Annotated in this window: 13 protein-coding genes; 3 read left to right on the top strand and 10 right to left on the bottom strand. The window is 53.0% G+C overall.

Annotated features, from left to right (window positions below; translation table 11 throughout):
* Positions 1-24: 24 nt before the first annotated feature.
* The 7 genes from serA to ilvD all read right to left on the bottom strand — a co-directional run bounded on the left by serA (position 25) and on the right by ilvD (position 7,649).
* Complete coding sequence (gene serA, locus AUMI_RS01590; protein WP_096380567.1) at positions 25-1,617, bottom strand: phosphoglycerate dehydrogenase; 1,593 nt, start codon at positions 1,615-1,617, stop codon at positions 25-27.
* 74 nt (positions 1,618-1,691) lie between these two features.
* Positions 1,692-2,030: a hypothetical protein gene (locus AUMI_RS01585; protein WP_096380565.1), complete on the bottom strand. Its 339-nt coding sequence runs from the start codon at positions 2,028-2,030 to the stop codon at positions 1,692-1,694.
* 2 nt (positions 2,031-2,032) lie between these two features.
* On the bottom strand, positions 2,033-2,479 hold the full coding sequence (locus tag AUMI_RS01580; protein WP_096380561.1) for a hypothetical protein: 447 nt from the start codon (positions 2,477-2,479) through the stop codon (positions 2,033-2,035).
* Between the two features lie 38 nt (positions 2,480-2,517).
* A complete protein-coding gene (gene ilvC, locus AUMI_RS01575) occupies positions 2,518-3,543 on the bottom strand; it encodes a ketol-acid reductoisomerase (RefSeq protein WP_096380560.1) in 1,026 nt (341 codons plus the stop codon).
* Between the two features lie 45 nt (positions 3,544-3,588).
* Positions 3,589-4,098 (bottom strand): acetolactate synthase small subunit, encoded by a 510-nt coding sequence (ilvN, locus tag AUMI_RS01570; protein ID WP_096380557.1) that lies wholly within the window; start codon positions 4,096-4,098, stop codon positions 3,589-3,591.
* Positions 4,099-4,113: 15 nt separating this feature from the next.
* On the bottom strand, positions 4,114-5,910 hold the full coding sequence (locus AUMI_RS01565; protein WP_096380555.1) for an acetolactate synthase large subunit: 1,797 nt from the start codon (positions 5,908-5,910) through the stop codon (positions 4,114-4,116).
* 44 nt (positions 5,911-5,954) lie between these two features.
* The gene (gene ilvD / locus AUMI_RS01560) at positions 5,955-7,649 is read right to left on the bottom strand and encodes a dihydroxy-acid dehydratase (RefSeq protein ID WP_096380553.1); all 1,695 of its coding nucleotides are present in this window, start codon (positions 7,647-7,649) and stop codon (positions 5,955-5,957) included.
* A 122-nt stretch (positions 7,650-7,771) separates the two neighbouring features.
* On the opposite strand from ilvD, the gene AUMI_RS01555 reads away from it, so the two are divergent.
* Positions 7,772-8,575, top strand: a complete 804-nt coding sequence (locus tag AUMI_RS01555; protein WP_096380551.1) for a sugar phosphate isomerase/epimerase family protein — start codon at positions 7,772-7,774, stop codon at positions 8,573-8,575.
* Complete coding sequence (locus tag AUMI_RS01550; protein ID WP_096380549.1) at positions 8,572-10,083, top strand: UDP-N-acetylmuramoyl-L-alanyl-D-glutamate--2,6-diaminopimelate ligase; 1,512 nt, start codon at positions 8,572-8,574, stop codon at positions 10,081-10,083. The genes AUMI_RS01555 and AUMI_RS01550 overlap by 4 nt, the downstream gene beginning before the upstream one ends.
* Here the strand turns inward: AUMI_RS01550 and prfB are convergent.
* Complete coding sequence (prfB, locus tag AUMI_RS01545; protein WP_096380547.1) at positions 10,080-11,189, bottom strand: peptide chain release factor 2; 1,110 nt, start codon at positions 11,187-11,189, stop codon at positions 10,080-10,082. The two genes, AUMI_RS01550 and prfB, sit on opposite strands and share 4 nt — an antisense overlap.
* Positions 11,190-11,238: 49 nt before the next feature.
* Here prfB and AUMI_RS01540 point away from each other — a divergent pair, with 49 nt between their 5' ends.
* Positions 11,239-12,507 carry an MFS transporter gene (locus AUMI_RS01540; RefSeq protein ID WP_096380545.1) on the top strand — a complete coding sequence of 423 codons (1,269 nt, stop codon included), beginning with the start codon at positions 11,239-11,241 and terminating at the stop codon, positions 12,505-12,507.
* Here the strand turns inward: AUMI_RS01540 and AUMI_RS01535 are convergent.
* Together AUMI_RS01535 and AUMI_RS01530 are read right to left on the bottom strand one after the other, a co-directional pair.
* On the bottom strand, positions 12,496-15,375 hold the full coding sequence (locus tag AUMI_RS01535; RefSeq protein WP_172418228.1) for a UPF0182 family membrane protein: 2,880 nt from the start codon (positions 15,373-15,375) through the stop codon (positions 12,496-12,498). The two genes, AUMI_RS01540 and AUMI_RS01535, sit on opposite strands and share 12 nt — an antisense overlap.
* A gap of 27 nt (positions 15,376-15,402) precedes the next feature.
* Positions 15,403-16,665, bottom strand: coding sequence for a YlbL family protein (locus AUMI_RS01530; protein WP_231951783.1), 1,263 nt, complete (start codon positions 16,663-16,665; stop codon positions 15,403-15,405).
* Positions 16,666-16,675: the final 10 nt, after the last annotated feature.

Genomic DNA, 16,675 nt, shown 5'->3' with positions numbered 1-16,675 from the left:
GACTTCCTTGAGCAGAAATGATAATTAGTCGGTGATGTCTACTTCGAGCATGACATCTGCATCGATAGCAACGCGAACCTTTTCGAGCAATGAAGCTGGAACAGGTGAATCAACGGTGAGTACGGAGAGTGCTTTTCCGCCTAGGTTCTGGCGGGCAATCTGCATACCTGCGATGTTGATCTTGGCGTCGCCGAATTCTTTGCCATAAACGGCAACGATTCCGGGACGGTCGATGTATTGCATCACGATGAGGTGATCATCGATGGGGACATCAACCTCGTAGCCATTAATTTCAACAACTTTCTCAACCTGCTTGATACCAGCAAGAGTTCCAGAGACAGAAACTTGGGTTCCGTCACTGAGTGCTCCACGAATGGTCAGCATAGTGCGGTATTCGGGAGATTCTTCTTCACGTAATTCGCGAACTTCGATGCCGCGCTGTTCAGCAAGCAATGGTGCATTCACATAAGAAACACTTTCGCTGACCACGTTGGTGAAAATACCCTTGAGGGCAGCAAGCTTGAGAACCGAGGTATCAAACTGTGTGATTTCACCACGTACCTCTATATCGACAGAAGTCAGCGGGCTGGTGTGAGCTAAACCAGAGAAGACTTGACCAAGCTTCTCCACCAAAGGAATCGCAGGGCGAACATACGGGTCGATGACTCCCCCGGCAACGTTGACGGCGTCTGGGACAAGCTCGCCGCTGAGTGCTAAGCGAACAGACTTAGCAACAGAAATTCCGGCTTTTTCTTGAGCTTCATCCGTTGAAGCACCCAAGTGTGGAGTCGTGATGACGTTGGGCAAACCCAAAAGTGGTGAACCAGTTGGTGGTTCAGAAACGAAGACGTCCAAACCAGCACCAGCAATCACGTTGTTGGTGAGTGCTTCATAGAGGGCATCCTCGTCAATGAGTCCACCACGGGCCACGTTAATGACATAGGCAGTGGGTTTCATGGCAGCGAGCTGTGCCTTGCCAATCATGCCTGTGGTTTCAGGAGTTTTCGGCATGTGGATAGTGATGAAGTCAGCAGTTTCAATCAGCTCATCTAACGAGAGCAGTTGAACACCGAGTTGCTGTGCACGAGCAGAGGTGACGTAGGGGTCATAGGCAACAACCTTGGTGCCAAAGGACTGCATACGAGCTGCAATGAGCGCACCAATACGCCCCAGACCAATGATTCCAATGGTCTTTTCGTAGAGTTCGGTTCCTGTGTAGGCGCTGCGCTTCCACTTACCTTCAGCCAAAGCTGCGTGCGCAGCCGGAATGTGACGAGCCAAGCTGAGAATGTGTCCGCAGGTCAACTCTGCAGCAGAAATGATGTTCGATGTGGGAGCGTTAACCACCATGACACCAGCCGCCGTAGCTCCCTTGATGTCAACGTTGTCGAGACCCACGCCTGCTCGAGCAATCACCTTGAGGTTAGGGGCCGCAGCAAGGACTTCGGCATCAACCTGGGTAGCCGAGCGAACCAGAATTGCATTGGCAGAGTGAACAGCTTCTAAGAGTGCTGGACGGTCCGTTCCGTCAACAACACGGACGTCAAAGTCAGGGCCGAGGGCTTCGATTGTTGCAGGAGAAAGTTCTTCGGCAATGAGGACAACAGGCTTTGACACGAGAAATGGTTCCTTAACTAACTTTTCGCACGAGAAGACTCAAGTCTACCCGAGCACTTTCGGGCGAAATTGCCCTAACTAACACTGAAAATGAGGAAAGCGTTGGTGCCCAACACCAGGTCCACACCGATCACTGCTGACACGCTCAAAGCCACAATGAAAATGACAAAACTTGGGAGCAGTTTCTGTTTTCTTGAGACCCACAACGCCAGAAAAAACAAAACAAGGGGTGCAAGAATTCCGAGGATGATGGCACACCATCCAAAGACACTCAGCCCAATACCCAAACTGAAGCTTTGCGAAAGCACACCAAAGAAGTTGCCAATACCTTCCCACACGTCATAGGCAAAGAACAGGGCAAAGATGGCAACCATGATCCAGCCCGTTATGCCGCGACGAATTTTCTGTTCCATGCCTAACCAGCCCAAGCGAGGTATGGCCAGGGAATGAGTACAAACGCTCCAAGTAGCAAGAACACCATTCGCTTGGAAACCGAGCTGTGTGATCCAAGATAAAGCACGGCAGCAAACCAGAGTGAAGGTGCGGCAACTGCAAGCCACAATCCCAACACAAACATGCCATTACCCAGTGGGTCAGCTATTTGCGTGGGATTACGCAGAGCAGTTATCAGCCATGCAACGCTGTACAGCAGATAAATGCCACCAAAGATGCCAAAGCCAACCAGAGCAATCGAGCTCAGGCCAGTCTGAACATTGTCGTCGGTGCCATCCGCTTCTTCTTTTGTGGAGGAATTAACAGAAGATGCGCCGCGTGCATCACGTTTGGCACTCTGTGGTGCCCCAGTGACCAGGCGATCTTCGTCGCCTGCCCAACTGAGGGCATCATCTTCATGAGTACTCATGTGTGACGCGCGCGGCGCATCCTCTCTATTGCTAATGACTAGCGGGCTGCAGAACCCTCGGTGTAGTCCTTGTCCTGGGGGCGCCATGCGAACAATTCACGCAGCTTGCGACCAGTTGCCTCAATGGGGTGAGAAGCACCCTTTTCGCGAAGAGCGAGGAACTCGGGAGCTCCAGCGTCCTGGTCGTTGATGAAGCGGGTTGCGAATGCACCGTTTTGGATGTCTGCGAGAACTTCCTTCATGTGCTCCTTGACCGATGGGTCAATTACGCGTGGGCCGGAAACGTAGTCACCGAACTCTGCAGTGTCGGAAACCGACCAACGCTGCTTGGCGATGCCACCTTCCCACATCAGGTCCACGATGAGCTTGAGTTCGTGCAGAACCTCAAAGTAAGCGATTTCAGGCTGGTACCCAGCCTCAACGAGGGTCTCGAAACCGTACATGACCAGCTGTGATGCACCACCACAGAGAACAGCCTGCTCACCGAAGAGGTCAGTCTCGGTTTCTTCGGTGAAGGTGGTCTTGATACCACCGGCACGCAGACCACCGATTGCCTTGGAGTAAGACCATGCAGTCTCCCACGCGTTTCCGGTTGCATCGTTCTCAACAGCAACGATGACAGGAACACCACGGCCTGCGAGGTACTCGCGGCGCACAGTGTGACCTGGGCCCTTTGGTGCTACGAGAGCAACGTCGACGTTCGAAGGAGCGGTGATGTATCCGTAACGGATGTTGAAACCGTGACCGAAGATGAGGGTCTTACCTGCTGAAAGGTTCGGAGCAATGTCATCTGCGTACAAGTGACGCTGAACCTGGTCTGGAGCGAGAATGACGATGACGTCACCCCATGCAGCAGCTTCAGCAGTAGTCATGACCTTGAGGCCAGCTTCTTCTGCTTTAGCGATTGACTTTGAGTTAGCCTTCAGACCAACCACTACGTCAACACCTGAATCGTGAAGGTTGAGTGCGTGTGCGTGGCCCTGAGAGCCGTAACCGATAACTGCAACCTTCTTGCTCTTGATGAGCTCGAGGTCAGCATCCTTGTCGTAGTGAATTTCAGTCACTTTGTCATTTCTCCTTGTTTGTAGGTTTAGAAAATCTATAAATCGTTAGTTTTTGAACACGCGCTCGGTGATGGATTTACTTCCACGACCAATCGCAATCGCACCAGACTGTGCAATCTCTTTGATTCCATAGGGCTCAAGTACCTTGAGGAATGCTGAAATCTTTGCGCCGTTACCGGTGACTTCAATCACCAGGGCATCATTTGCAACATCAACAACACGAGCACGGAAGAGCGTCACTGCCTCCAGAACCTGCGAACGAGTTGAGTTATCAACACGAACCTTGATCAACATGTGATCGCGCATGACGGACTGGTCTGGATCCAGTTCAACAATCTTGATGACGTTGATGAGTTTGTTGAGTTGCTTGGTGATCTGCTCCAGCGGAAGGTTCTCGACATCCACCACGACGGTGATGCGCGAGAGGCCTTCGATTTCGCTGTGACCTACCGCAAGAGATTCAATGTTGAATCCACGACGAGCAAACAAGCCCGCAACTCGAGTCAGTAGACCTGGCTTGTCCTCAACAAGGAGGCTTAGAACGTGGGTACTCATAGTCTTTCCTCCCCCTTATTCGTCGGTATCCCACGTCGGAGCGTGGTCTCTGGCGTACTGGACATAGCTGTTGCTGACTCCCTGCGGAACCATCGGCCACACCATCGAATCTGCGCTGACGACAAAGTCAATCACCACAGGGCGGTCGTTGGTCTCAAGAGCAAGCTTGATGGCGGCGTCGATTTCTTCTTCTTTGGTGACGCGAATGCCCAGGGCACCATAGGCGTCAGCAAGCTTGACGAAATCTGGAACACGAATGGTGTCGTGACCGGTGTTCAAGTCAGTGTTGGAATAACGACCGTCATAGAAGAGGGTCTGCCACTGGCGAACCATACCCAATGAAGAGTTATTAATGACCGCAACTTTGATGGGGATGTTGTTGATAGTGCAGGTAGCCAATTCTTGGTTGGTCATCTGGAAGCAACCATCACCATCGATTGCCCAGACCACACGGTCGGGTTCACCCACCTTGGCTCCCATGGCTGCAGGTACGGAATAACCCATGGTTCCTGCACCACCAGAGTTCAGCCAGGCGTTAGGACGCTCATACTTGATGAACTGTGCTGCCCACATTTGGTGCTGTCCAACCCCAGAGGTGTAAATGGCTTCTGGGCCAGAAAGTTCACCGATGCGCGTAATGATGTGCTGAGGCGCTAGTAAGCCGTCTGTGGGCTCTGCATAGCCAAGAGGGTACTCTTCACGCAGAGAATTCAGGGTGCTCCACCACTCACTGAAGTCAGCTTTCTTCGCTCCAGGGGTGTCTTTGTAGACCTCAATGAGGTCGGTAATTACGTCCTTGAGATCTCCCACGATGGGAACTTCTGCAGCACGAATCTTCCCGATTTCTGCAGGATCAATATCAACGTGAATAACTTTGGCATTAGGTGCAAACAGAGAAGCTTTACCGGTCACACGGTCATCAAAACGCGCACCTAGAGTAATCAACAGATCAGCATCTTGCAGAGCAAGAACAGCAGGAACAGTTCCGTGCATACCTGGCATACCAAGGTTGTTTTCGTGGCTGTCGGGGAATGCGCCTCGAGCCATCAGCGTGGTTACTACTGGTGCACCCACGAGGTTCACAAGCTCAAGTAGTTCAGCGGAGGCACCCGAGCGGATAATTCCACCACCGACGTAGAACACGGGCTTCTTGGCTTCAACAATCAGGTCAGCTGCTGCTTGGATCTGCTTGCCGTGTGCCTTAGTTACCGGGCGGTAGCCAGGGAGGTCAATGCTAGGCGGCCACACAAAGGGCGCAAGTGCCTGCTGAGCATCCTTCGTGATGTCAACGAGGACAGGGCCAGGACGTCCTGTGGATGCAATGTGGTACGCCGCAGCAATAGTGGCAGGAATGTCTTCTGCCTTGGTTACCAAGAAAGAGTGCTTGGTAATGGGCATCGTGATTCCCACAATGTCAGCCTCTTGGAAGGCATCGGTGCCCATCAGGTGAGAGAACACCTGACCGGTAATCGCCAGAAGCGGAACAGAGTCCATATAGGCATCTGCAATCGCGGTCACCAGGTTTGTAGCACCTGGACCAGAGGTCGCGATGCAAACACCAGTTTTTCCAGTTGCCGAAGCGTAACCCTGTGCTGCGTGACCAGCCCCTTGCTCATGACGAACAAGAATGTGGCGCAGTTTCTTCGAATCCATCAATGGGTCATAAACCGGAAGGATGGCGCCACCGGGCAGACCAAATACATCTGTTACACCCAGGAGCTCCAGCGAGCGCACAACAGCTTCTGCACCAGTCATTTCTGGCGCAGTGGAGGAAGCGCTAGGCGCGGATGTGGGGAGTGATTCCGTAGACATCGTGAATCCCTTAATGTGAGAAAGCGAAAAGTGATCGGGCGTCGTTACCCAGTAATCGCACCCTCTGATGCGGAATGAACCAGCTTGGAGTACTTAGCAAGTACACCCCTGGTGTAACGCGGAGGGAGCGGAGCCCAGCCGATTCGGCGAGCTTCGAGCTCTGATTCGTCGACGAGTAAGTCGAGCGTCCGAGCTGCGATATCGACCCGTATGAGATCACCATCGCGCACGAGGGCAACGGGTCCACCGTCAACTGCCTCGGGAGCTATATGGCCGATACACAGTCCGGTTGTGCCGCCTGAGAATCGTCCGTCTGTCAATAGTAGAACATCTTTACCCAGTCCCGCACCCTTGATGGCAGCGGTGATGGCGAGCATCTCACGCATACCGGGGCCACCCTTAGGGCCTTCGTAGCGGATGAGGACAATGTCGCCCTTCTTGATGCTGCCTTCGGTGAGGGCATCCATTGCGGCACGTTCGCGCTCAAATACACGGGCAGGACCTTCAAATACGTCCAAATCAAACCCTGCGGTCTTCACCACAGCGCCTTCGGGAGCCAGAGTTCCGTGCAGAATCGAAATTCCACCGGTTGCGTGAATGGGGTTATCTAGCGTGCGGATAACTTCACCATCAAGTGGCATGAGATTCATCTCTTCGAGATTTTCTGCCAGTGTCTTTCCAGTGACGGTAAGGGCATCACCGTGCATCAAACCTGCATCAAGAAGTGCCTTCATCACGACAGGGACACCACCAACACGGTCTACATCGTTCATGACGTACTGACCGAAGGGCTTGAGGTCACCGATGTGGGGAACCTTGTCAGCGATCTTGTTGAAGTCATCCAGAGTGAGATCAACGTCAGCTTCACGCGCAATAGCTAGGAGGTGAAGAATGGCGTTGGTCGATCCACCAAAGGCCATCAAAACGGCAATAGCGTTATCGAACGCTTTTCTGGTCATGATGTCGCGCGCAGTGATTCCCTGACGAATAAGGTTGACGACTGCTTCCCCTGAACGGTGAGCGAAGTAGTCTCGGCGGCGGTCTGCGCTCGGTGGAGCTGCAGAACCTGGCAGGCTCATGCCGAGTGCTTCAGCGATGGATGCCATGGTGTTGGCGGTGTACATACCGCCACACGCACCCTCACCGGGGCAGATAGCTCGTTCGATGCGATCGAGGTCTTCTTCGCTCATGGTGCCGGCCTTACAGGCCCCCACAGCCTCAAAAGCGTCGATGATGGTGACATTCTTTTCGGTGCCGTCAGAAAGACGTACCCAACCTGGGGCGATAGATCCTGCGTAGAGGAAGACAGAGGCCAGATCCAGACGTGCAGCAGCCATCAACATGCCAGGAAGTGACTTGTCACATCCAGCCAAGAGAACAGAACCGTCGAGGCGCTCTGCCTGCATGACGGTTTCAACCGAGTCAGCAATTACCTCACGAGATACCAGAGAGAAGTGCATTCCCTCGTGGCCCATGGAAATACCGTCTGAAACCGAGACTGTTCCGAATTGGAGTGGGTACCCACCGCCGGAGTGCACGCCTTCTTTACAGGCCTGTGCAAGTCTGTCGAGACTGAGGTTGCAGGGGGTGATTTCATTCCACGAGCTGGCAACACCAATCTGTGGTTTGCTCCAGTCTTCGTCTCCCATGCCGACAGCACGAAGCATTCCTCGAGAGGCGGCTTTTTCTATACCGTCTGTGACGTCGCGACTACGTGGTTTCATGTCGTTTTCTGGCATAGCTCTAAGTCTACGGCCTTCACAGGCTGAGATAATTCCCGCACAATTCTCCCGGTTAATTCCCAGCCATTATGGTGAGAACTCCCCCACAGCACCCAGCCTGGGCAACTAGGCTGGAACAAATGATTCAAGTTGGAATGAGCGCTTCCTGCGTATACCCCCTGGCCTGTGAAGATGGCTTTCGATTTGCGAACTTAGCCGGTTATGACGGGGTCGAAGTGATGGTCACGCGCGAACCTGTTACCCAAAGCGTCGATGGCCTCAAGAAGCTGATCGACACCTACGAGATGCCTGTGCTCTCTATTCACGCTCCCGTCTTACTTCTCACCCACTTTGTCTGGGGTCGTGATCCTCAAATCAAGCTAGAAAAGTCTGCTGAACTAGCCGCAAACGTCGGTGCCAGCACAGTTGTGGTTCACCCGCCCTTCCGCTGGCAATCCACGTATGCCGATAAGTTTTTGGACATCGTTCGGCAAACCAGCGAGAACACCGGCATCACTATCGCCGTTGAAAACATGTTTCCGTGGAAGGTTCGAAACTCCCAGATGCAGGCCTATGCGCCGGGACCAGACCCTCGTGAACTCGACTGTGATGCCATTACTCTCGATTTCTCTCACGCGGCTCTCTCTGGCCACGACAGCATGGAACTGACATTGGAATACGGCGAGCGCCTGCGCCATGTCCACCTCACTGATGGTTCTGCGGCAGCAGATGACAACCGTATTTTCGATGAGCACCTGCTTCCCGGTTACGGCAAACAGCCCGTAGCTGAGGTCTTGCAACATCTGGCCGCCCAGGAGTGGGATGGCCACGTGGTAGCTGAGGTCAATACTCGCAAAGCCAAGTCCGAGGAAGAACGGCTGAGCCTGTTGGTTGAAACCCTCGATTTTGCCCGCTTGCATTTAGGGCAGACTGTTTCACTATGACCGCAACACCCCGTAGCCTGAGCCTCGCAGAGGTTGACTCGGCATGGGGTCACCAGGTGCTTGAAGGTAACCGCCTCGTTCAAGACTCTCGTCACATCCAACCCGGTGATGTGTTCGTTGCTATGGGAAGCACTGGTATGTCAGGCCATGAGTTCCTTGAGCAAGCAATCAGTAATGGCGCCAACGCCGTTGTGGTTGATCAGCAGTGGAGCAAAGAAGCACTTGAAATTGCGCAGCGACTTCAGTTTTCCGGCGAGGTCATCTCTGTTCCTCACCTCTGGAAGAAACTACCACGCATTGCTGACGCTTTCTGGGGCTTTCCCTCCCAACATCTGACCATCGTAGGGGTAACCGGCACGAACGGGAAAACCTCTGTGGTTCAGCTACTTGTTCAGGCTTGGGATCATCTGGGATTGCGGTGTGCAAGCATTGGCACACTGGGCGTTGGTATTCATGGCCAGAATCTCGTTTCCACCGGACTAACGACGCCGTCGGTCAGCCAGGTTCATGAAACCTTGGCTTCATTTGTTGACGCCGGGGTGACGCATGTGGGCATCGAGGTGAGTTCACACGCTCTCGAGCAGCACCGCGTCGGGGCAGTTCGTTTCGCACAGGTAGCGTTTACCAATTTGACCCGTGACCACCTTGATTTCCACGGCACGATGGAAGCCTATGCAGCAGCCAAGGAGAAGATCTTTGAGCTCGCTGGCACACCTGCCGCTGTTCTCAACATCGACGATGCCTACGGCGAAAAGATGTTCAACACCTACCTTCCTACTCGTGCCGTTCTGGGTGTGAGCTCTGCAGCACATCCCCAGGCCTCCATCACAGCCCACAATGTCCAGCTCGCTGCGAGCGGTTTAGCGTGTGACATCGAGTTTGAGGGAGAAATTGCCTCCGTGTCGAGCTCGCTAGTGGGCAGATTTAACGTAGACAATCTGCTGCTCACCTCAGGCATTTTGCTGTCCGAAGGATTCACTGCGCACCAGATCGTGGACGTGCTTCCACAGTTAACTCCCGTCTTTGGCCGCATGAATAAGATTCAGCCCACTCCAGACTCCCCACTGGTCATCATTGATTACGCTCACACCCCCGATGCTTTACAGCAGGGCTTAGCTGCGTTGGCCGATTACAACTTCAAACGGATCATCACCGTGTTTGGTTGTACAGGCGACCGGGATGCCGGCAAGCGCCCCGAGATGGCCGCCATTGCGGAAAGCGCATCTGATCTCGTGATTGTCACTGATGATGATGTGCACTACGAGGATGGCGACAAGATTGTTGCAGACATCCGTGCAGGTTTTCAGGTTCCCGACACCGTGATAGAACGCCGTGATCGTGGCGAGGCCCTCCACTATGCAATTTCTCACGCCACCACTGGTGATGTGGTGTTCATTGCCGGGAAGGGGCATGAAGAATATTTAGTCGTCGGAGACGACCTAGTTCCCTTCAGCGACACGGCAGTGGCCGAAGAATTGCTTGCACGCAAAGCAGCTGGGAAGCTTTAGCGAGTTTCTGCTGACTTTCTCCAGCGAATACCCGCAGCAATAAAGCCATCTAGATCCCCGTCAAAAACGTGGGTGGGGTTATTGACTTCATATTCGGAACGCAAATCTTTGACCATTTGGTAGGGAGCAAGAACGTAGCTGCGCATCTGGTCTCCCCAACTAGCTGTGATGTTTCCAGCAAGCTCTTTCTTTTTTGCGTTTTCTTCTTCACGCTGCAGCAATAACAAACGTGAGGTGAGCACGCGCATAGCAGCGGCACGGTTTTGAATTTGGCTCTTCTCGTTCTGGCAGCTCACCACGATTCCGGTTGGCAAGTGCGTAATGCGCACCGCAGAATCGGTGGTGTTCACAGACTGGCCACCTGGACCGCTCGAACGGAAGACATCGACCCGAATATCATTTTCAGGAATTTCTATCGCAGCAGACTCAGGCATCAAGGGCACGACTTCAACGGCGGCAAAGGAAGTTTGTCGCTTACCTGCCGAGTTGAACGGGCTCATTCGCACCAAACGGTGCGTTCCAGCCTCAACCGACAATGTTCCGAAAGCATATGGCGCATCCACTTCGAAAGTTGCAGATTTGATGCCGGCTTCTTCGGCATAGCTGGTGTCAAGCACGTTGACGGTGTAGTTGTGCTTCTCTGCCCAGCGCAGATACATTCGCAGCAGCATTTCAGCGAAGTCTGCAGCATCGACTCCGCCGGCACCTGAACGTATGGTGACCACTGCTGGATATGAGTCATATTCACCGTTGAGCAGAGTCTGAACTTCGAGCTCACCCAAAACCGCAGTGATGGATTCCAGTTCAGCTTGTGCCTCTTTGGCTGAGTCTTCATCTCCTGCTTCGTTGGCTAATTCGACCAAAACTTCCAGGTCGTCGAGGCGCGAGGTAATGCTGTTGAGCTTGTTGAGTTCTGCTTGGCGGTGGCTGAGTTCACTCGTGATTTTTTGGGCATACGCGGTGTCGTCCCACAAATCTGGGGCTTCCGCTAACTCACTCAATCGAGCAATCTCAGCGTTCAAACGATCAACATCAACGACTGAGGTGATATCGGCAAAAGTCGAGCGCAGTGCACGAATATTCTCGGTGAGGTCTAGATCAAGCATTATGCCTCCAGCCTACCGGCCGAGTCCTGGGCGTAGGCTTGGGCTAGACATGACTTCTTCCGGTGCCCCATTTCAGCTGCGTCAAGCAGCACTTCCGGTCTACCTTCCCACGCTGCTATTTGCTGCCGGTGAAGCAGCATTCATCCCCATCGTTCCGGTTATCGCTCAAAATGTTGGGGCTAATCTTGCGACAGCAGGATTGGTTGCGGGGATGCTTACCCTCGGCATAGTCACCGGAGATATCCCCAGCGGATGGATCATTTCCCGCATAGGCGAACGCATGGCCATGTTGTGGTCCACCCTCGTCGCGTTGCTGGGAACTGCACTAGCTCTGGCTGCCACAACGCCCCTCATTCTTGGTGCAGGAATTTTCCTGATCGGTTTAGCAACCAGCGCATTCGCTCTGGCTAGACATGCCTTTCTGACGAGTTTTGTGCCGCTGCACTATCGCGCCCGTGCCCTCTCAACTTTGGGGGGAATGTTCCGCGCAGGAGCGGTGATGGGCCCATTCCTCTCGGCAGGAGTTCTTGCCCTGACGAATAATCCACTGGCTGCCTTTTGGTTGATGGCAGCATTCACTCTCTCCGCAGGTGCGGTATTGCTGTTTATGCCAGATCCTGAGAAAACATTTGGGCAGCTGACGCGCGTCAAAGATGAATCAGGGGTTTCTCTGTATCCGGGGGAAATCGAAGTCGAGAAAGAAACTCACGGCCTCATGGCCACCATTAACAAGAACAAAGCAGTACTCGCTAAGCTGGGCGTGGCCTCTGCCTTGGTTATGGCTTTGCGTTCGGGCCGTGCCGTGATTTTCCCATTGTGGGCGGTCAGTATCGGAATCAAAGATTCAGACACCGCGTTGATTATCGGTTTAGCAACAGCGGTTGATTTTGCCTTGTTCTTTACCAGCGGTCAGATTATGGATAAGTGGGGACGGCTTGCCTCCATTGTCCCCTCCATGATCATCATGTCGGTGGCTTTGCTCGCCTTGGCACCCACACATGATCTGCCCACCAACGTGCTGTGGTTTGTCATCACGATTTTCTTATTCGCCATAGGTAACGGCATCGGTTCAGGAATTCTGTTGACCCTAGCTTCAGACCTCGCCAACAAAGACAACCCTGCACCCTTCTTGGGTGCATGGCGTTTCATCACTGATTCCGGCGCAGCACTAGCCCCGTTGGGTATTTCTGCACTCACGGCAGCGTTGTCACTGGCTGTGGCATCTGCCGTCACCGGTGTTGCCGGGCTTATCGGCGTTGTGATGATGTTGGTTTATGTTCCGAAGTATTTACCTCGGAAAAAGAACCTAGTTCCCTGAGGCTGACAATGCTCGGCTGAGTGCATCAGTCAAAGCAGCATCTGCCGCACCATAGGCAGCCCAGTCTCCAGATACTCGAGCAGCTTCACGGTCTGTGAGAGCTTTTTGAGCGTCTTGAAGTGCCTTGGTCAGTTCTGGGTTTGCCGTGCTACCGCCAGAACCACCCGCAGGGTCATTCTCTGGTGGCTGTGCACCCTCGTTAGTGGGTTGGTCAACGCCCGCATTGCCGCCGAAGAGAACATCGAGAGCTTCCGGCAGTGTGTCCTCGAAGGCAATCTGGTCACCGAAGGCAACAAGGATCTTCTTCAACAGCGGGTAGCTCGTGTTACCAGTGGACTGAACATAGACCGGCTGGACATAGAGCAGACCACCACCAACGGGCAGTGTCAGCAGGTTTCCCTTGAGCACGTTGGTCGAACCCTGTGACAACAGGTTCAATTCCTTCGACACGTCAGGGTCAGCGTTGAAGTTGTTCTGAACCTGTCCAGGACCTGGAACGGTAACAACTTTGGGAAGTGTCAGCAAGCGTAGCTTTCCATACTCCTCTGATTTCTTTCCTGCCTCAGCTCCCGCATCTGAGTTGGCAACAAGGTAACCGGTCAGCACGTTACGGCTTGATGTACCTGTTGCCTTAGGGATAAAGGTGGAGTAAATCGAGTAGGCAGGAGCATCCGCACCAGGAACCTTCATGGTCAGGTAATAGGGCGACTGATACTTGGTTGCGTCAGATGCCTCGGTGGGATCGTTGGGGGTAACCCAAGCGTCGTCACCTGAGTAGAAGGAGCCTGGGTCAGTAACGTGGTACTGCCCCAAAATGGAACGCTGTGCTTTAAACAGGTCCGTGGGGTATCGAACGTGGCTCATCAAATCAGCAGACATCTCGCTGATGGGCTTGATGTTTGAGGGGTAAATCTTCTGCCATGTCTTCAACACAGCATCTTCCTCATCCCATGCATACAGTGTGACTGAACCGTCGTAGGCATCCACTGTTGCTTTGACTGAATTTCGGATGTAGTTGACGTTATCGAGCACAAACGCACTTGCGGGTTGTGGCTGGTCACTGATGGCAGCCGAGAGGCTCTCCATCTTGGAGTAGGGATAGTTTGCACTCGTGGTGTAACCGTCAATTACCCACAGGATTCGACCATCAACCACAGTGGGATAGGGATCAGAATCCAAGGTCAGATATGGAGCTACTTTCTGAACGCGCTCACGAGGATCACGGTCATAAATGATTTGTGAGTCATTGGTGACAGCGTCCGAAAGCAGAATCTCTTCGCTTTGGAACTTCAGTGCATAGACAAGACGGTTAAACACGTTCTCTAACTTGGGTCCACCATCACCGGCAAAGGTGTTGTAAACCTGTTCGTTTTCTCCGCTAGCTGCAGGGTAGTCGAGTTCAACTGGCTTAGTGCTGGAGGTTCCACCCACGATGGAATACAGCGGAGAGTTCTCACCGAAGTAAATTCGCGGCTCAAATTCTCCGAGCTCACCGGTGGAAGGAATACCGGCTTGCAGAAAGACAGGCTGACCGTCGCTGGAACGTTCTGTTCCGTAGGCAGCAACGAGGCCATAACCATGGGTGTACACCAGGGTGTTGTTATACCAACTCTGGTTACTTCCCACACCAGCCTGGTTGAGCTCACGGACTGCTACAACAGAGTCTTGGGACTTTCCATCGATGGTGTAGCGGTCAACATCAAGCTCACCCGGGAATGCGTAGTACTGCTTGAACTGCTCGAGCTGAGCAAAAGAGGCACTCACAAGTGCAGGGTCAATGATGCGGATACTTGCTGTGGTCTCAGCATCAGAACGTAACGCCCCAGGAGTTGCGTCCGTTGTGGCGTTGTAGGGAGATGCATCAATATCTGCAACTCCATACGCTTCACGTGTGAGTTCAATGTTGCGGGCAATGTAGGGAGCTTCCAGGCTTCGCTCGGAAGGGTCAACGACAAATCGCTGCATCACCCAGGGGTAACCCATGGTGAGGACAAGACCGGCAATGACGAGCATTGCGGTACCAATCAGAGACAGACGCCAACGGCCAGTAAAGGCGGTAACGATGAAGAGAAGAGCAACCAGAAGAGCAATCAGTGAAAGGATCTGAAGTCCAGGGATGGTTGCGTTTACATCTGTGTATCCAGCGCCTGTGATTAAGCCGGTGTCGTTGTTCAAGGTTGCATATTGATCAAGCCAAATGCTCACACCTTGAAGAGCGATGTAGATTGCGGCAGTGATGGCCAGCTGAATGCGAGCTGCCTTGGCAACACGTAGCTCGCGACGAACAATCGCGATCGAACCATATACATAGTTGGTAATGAGTGCGGCCAAACCACACAGCAACACAATTGCCGAGAACAGGGAAACTACTGCTCTGAAGAAGGGCAGATCAAAGAGGTAGAAGGAAATGTCCATCTTGAACTGAGGATCCACAGTTCCTGTGGGGACACCATTGAACCAGAGCATTGCTAGCGGCCAGCGGGTCGCGGTGGACAGACCAGCGAATACACCCAAAAGGGCGGGAACACCCCAGGTCAGCAGTTTGCGTAAGGGTTCAATGACATCCTGATAGCGATCCAGCTGAGAATTTAGTCGCGCATAAACAGGACGACTTCTGTAGGCAATTTCAATCGAGAGCCATACAGGTACCGCCATCGCAATAAACCCAGCAACAAAGAAACCGGCGGCTGCAAACCATTGCGTGGTGAGGACGTTGAGGAAGCCAAGCTGGTCGTACCAGAGGATATCTGCATAGACGCTGGCGAACGCGAAGAACACCACGAGCAGTACCACCAAAATACCGACGGTGATCGCTACAGGCCCCCGGTTGCCCAGGCGTCGTACTGGAGACGTTGATGCATTACTCACGAAGTAACCTCACTCATTGTTATGGACTCAATTCTGGCATGTGGGGAACATGTTCATTTCAGCATTCATTGCTGCCGCCTTATCCCCGTGAATTTCTACAAAGTTGATGACGTTAATGGCTTCATCCAGCGTGGAAACCGCAAAAACACTGACTCCGCTAGGAACGTGACCTACTACTTCGTCACAGTTATCAACCGGTGCCAGGAAGTAGTCGGCTCCGGCTTTTTGGGCACCATACAGCTTTTGGCGAATACCACCAATGGGGCCCACATTTCCCTGGGCATCAATGGTTCCCGTTCCAGCAAAGTGATTTCCTGCGGTCATCTCATCTGGAGTGAGTTTGTCGATAATTCCCAACGCAAACATCATTCCGGCGCTGGGGCCACCAACATCATCTAGACGGATTTTAACCTCAAAGGGGAAGTCATATTTTGCTGTGGCACCAATTCCCAAAACTGTGTTGCCGTCAACATCGATGGGGGTTATCTGGGCTTCTTGAGCTGCTCCATTGCGAAGGAAACTGACGGTGCCAGGTGTTTGTGTGCCATTTTCTTTGAGCAGTTCACGCAACTGCGGGACACTCTCAACTGCAGTGCCATTGAAAGCTGTGATGACATCCCCAATTGACAGCACATCCTTGGCTGGAGATTGATCGGTAAAACCAATAACCTCAACACCCACGATGACGTCATACCCCAGATTGGTCAAAGCTGCAGCAATAGCGTCTTGCTGCGAATTAGCCATCTGTGCGGTGTTGGAGGCTTCTCGTTCTTCTTTGGTTTCTTGTTTGGGGAAAATGGCTTCCAGGGGCACTACCGCTTTTGCTGGGTCGAACCACGCTGTGGCAACTTCAATCCAGGACGGAGTTTGTTCCGGATTACCCAGCACCGAAACAGTGAGAAGGTCTAGTTCACCAGGGGTGGGGTATGTTTCAGCACCATCAATTGTGATCAAAGGAATTTTGATCTTCTTATCTGCATTGTCAGGATCCGGAATTGAGACAGCACCTAAGGTGTCAAACCAGGGGCCGGGCTGTTCAATGACGTAGGCAGAGGGAACAGCAGCCAAACCCACTGCGAGGACTAGAGAGCCCACAAGAAAGGTGACACCGAGTGTCCGTCGGCGTTGTGCTTTAGTTTTGTGAGGTTTACGGCCGTTTTCAGGCAACCCTTGCTCGTCTGCATGGAAGAGTGTCACAGCTGTGGATCCCTTTCCAAGTAGCAAACGGTGAACTACAACAAGCGTGGCAGTTAATGCTGTGTATTTCCCCCATGTTCGCGCCCAGCGCACGCGTTTTCTG

The sequence above is a fragment of the Aurantimicrobium minutum genome (assembly GCF_002355535.1).
In the GTDB taxonomy this organism is placed as follows: Bacteria; Actinomycetota; Actinomycetes; order Actinomycetales; family Microbacteriaceae; genus Aurantimicrobium; species Aurantimicrobium minutum.
The sequence above is the reverse complement of the archived record's forward strand: the minus strand, read 5'-3'. Positions and strand labels throughout refer to the sequence as shown.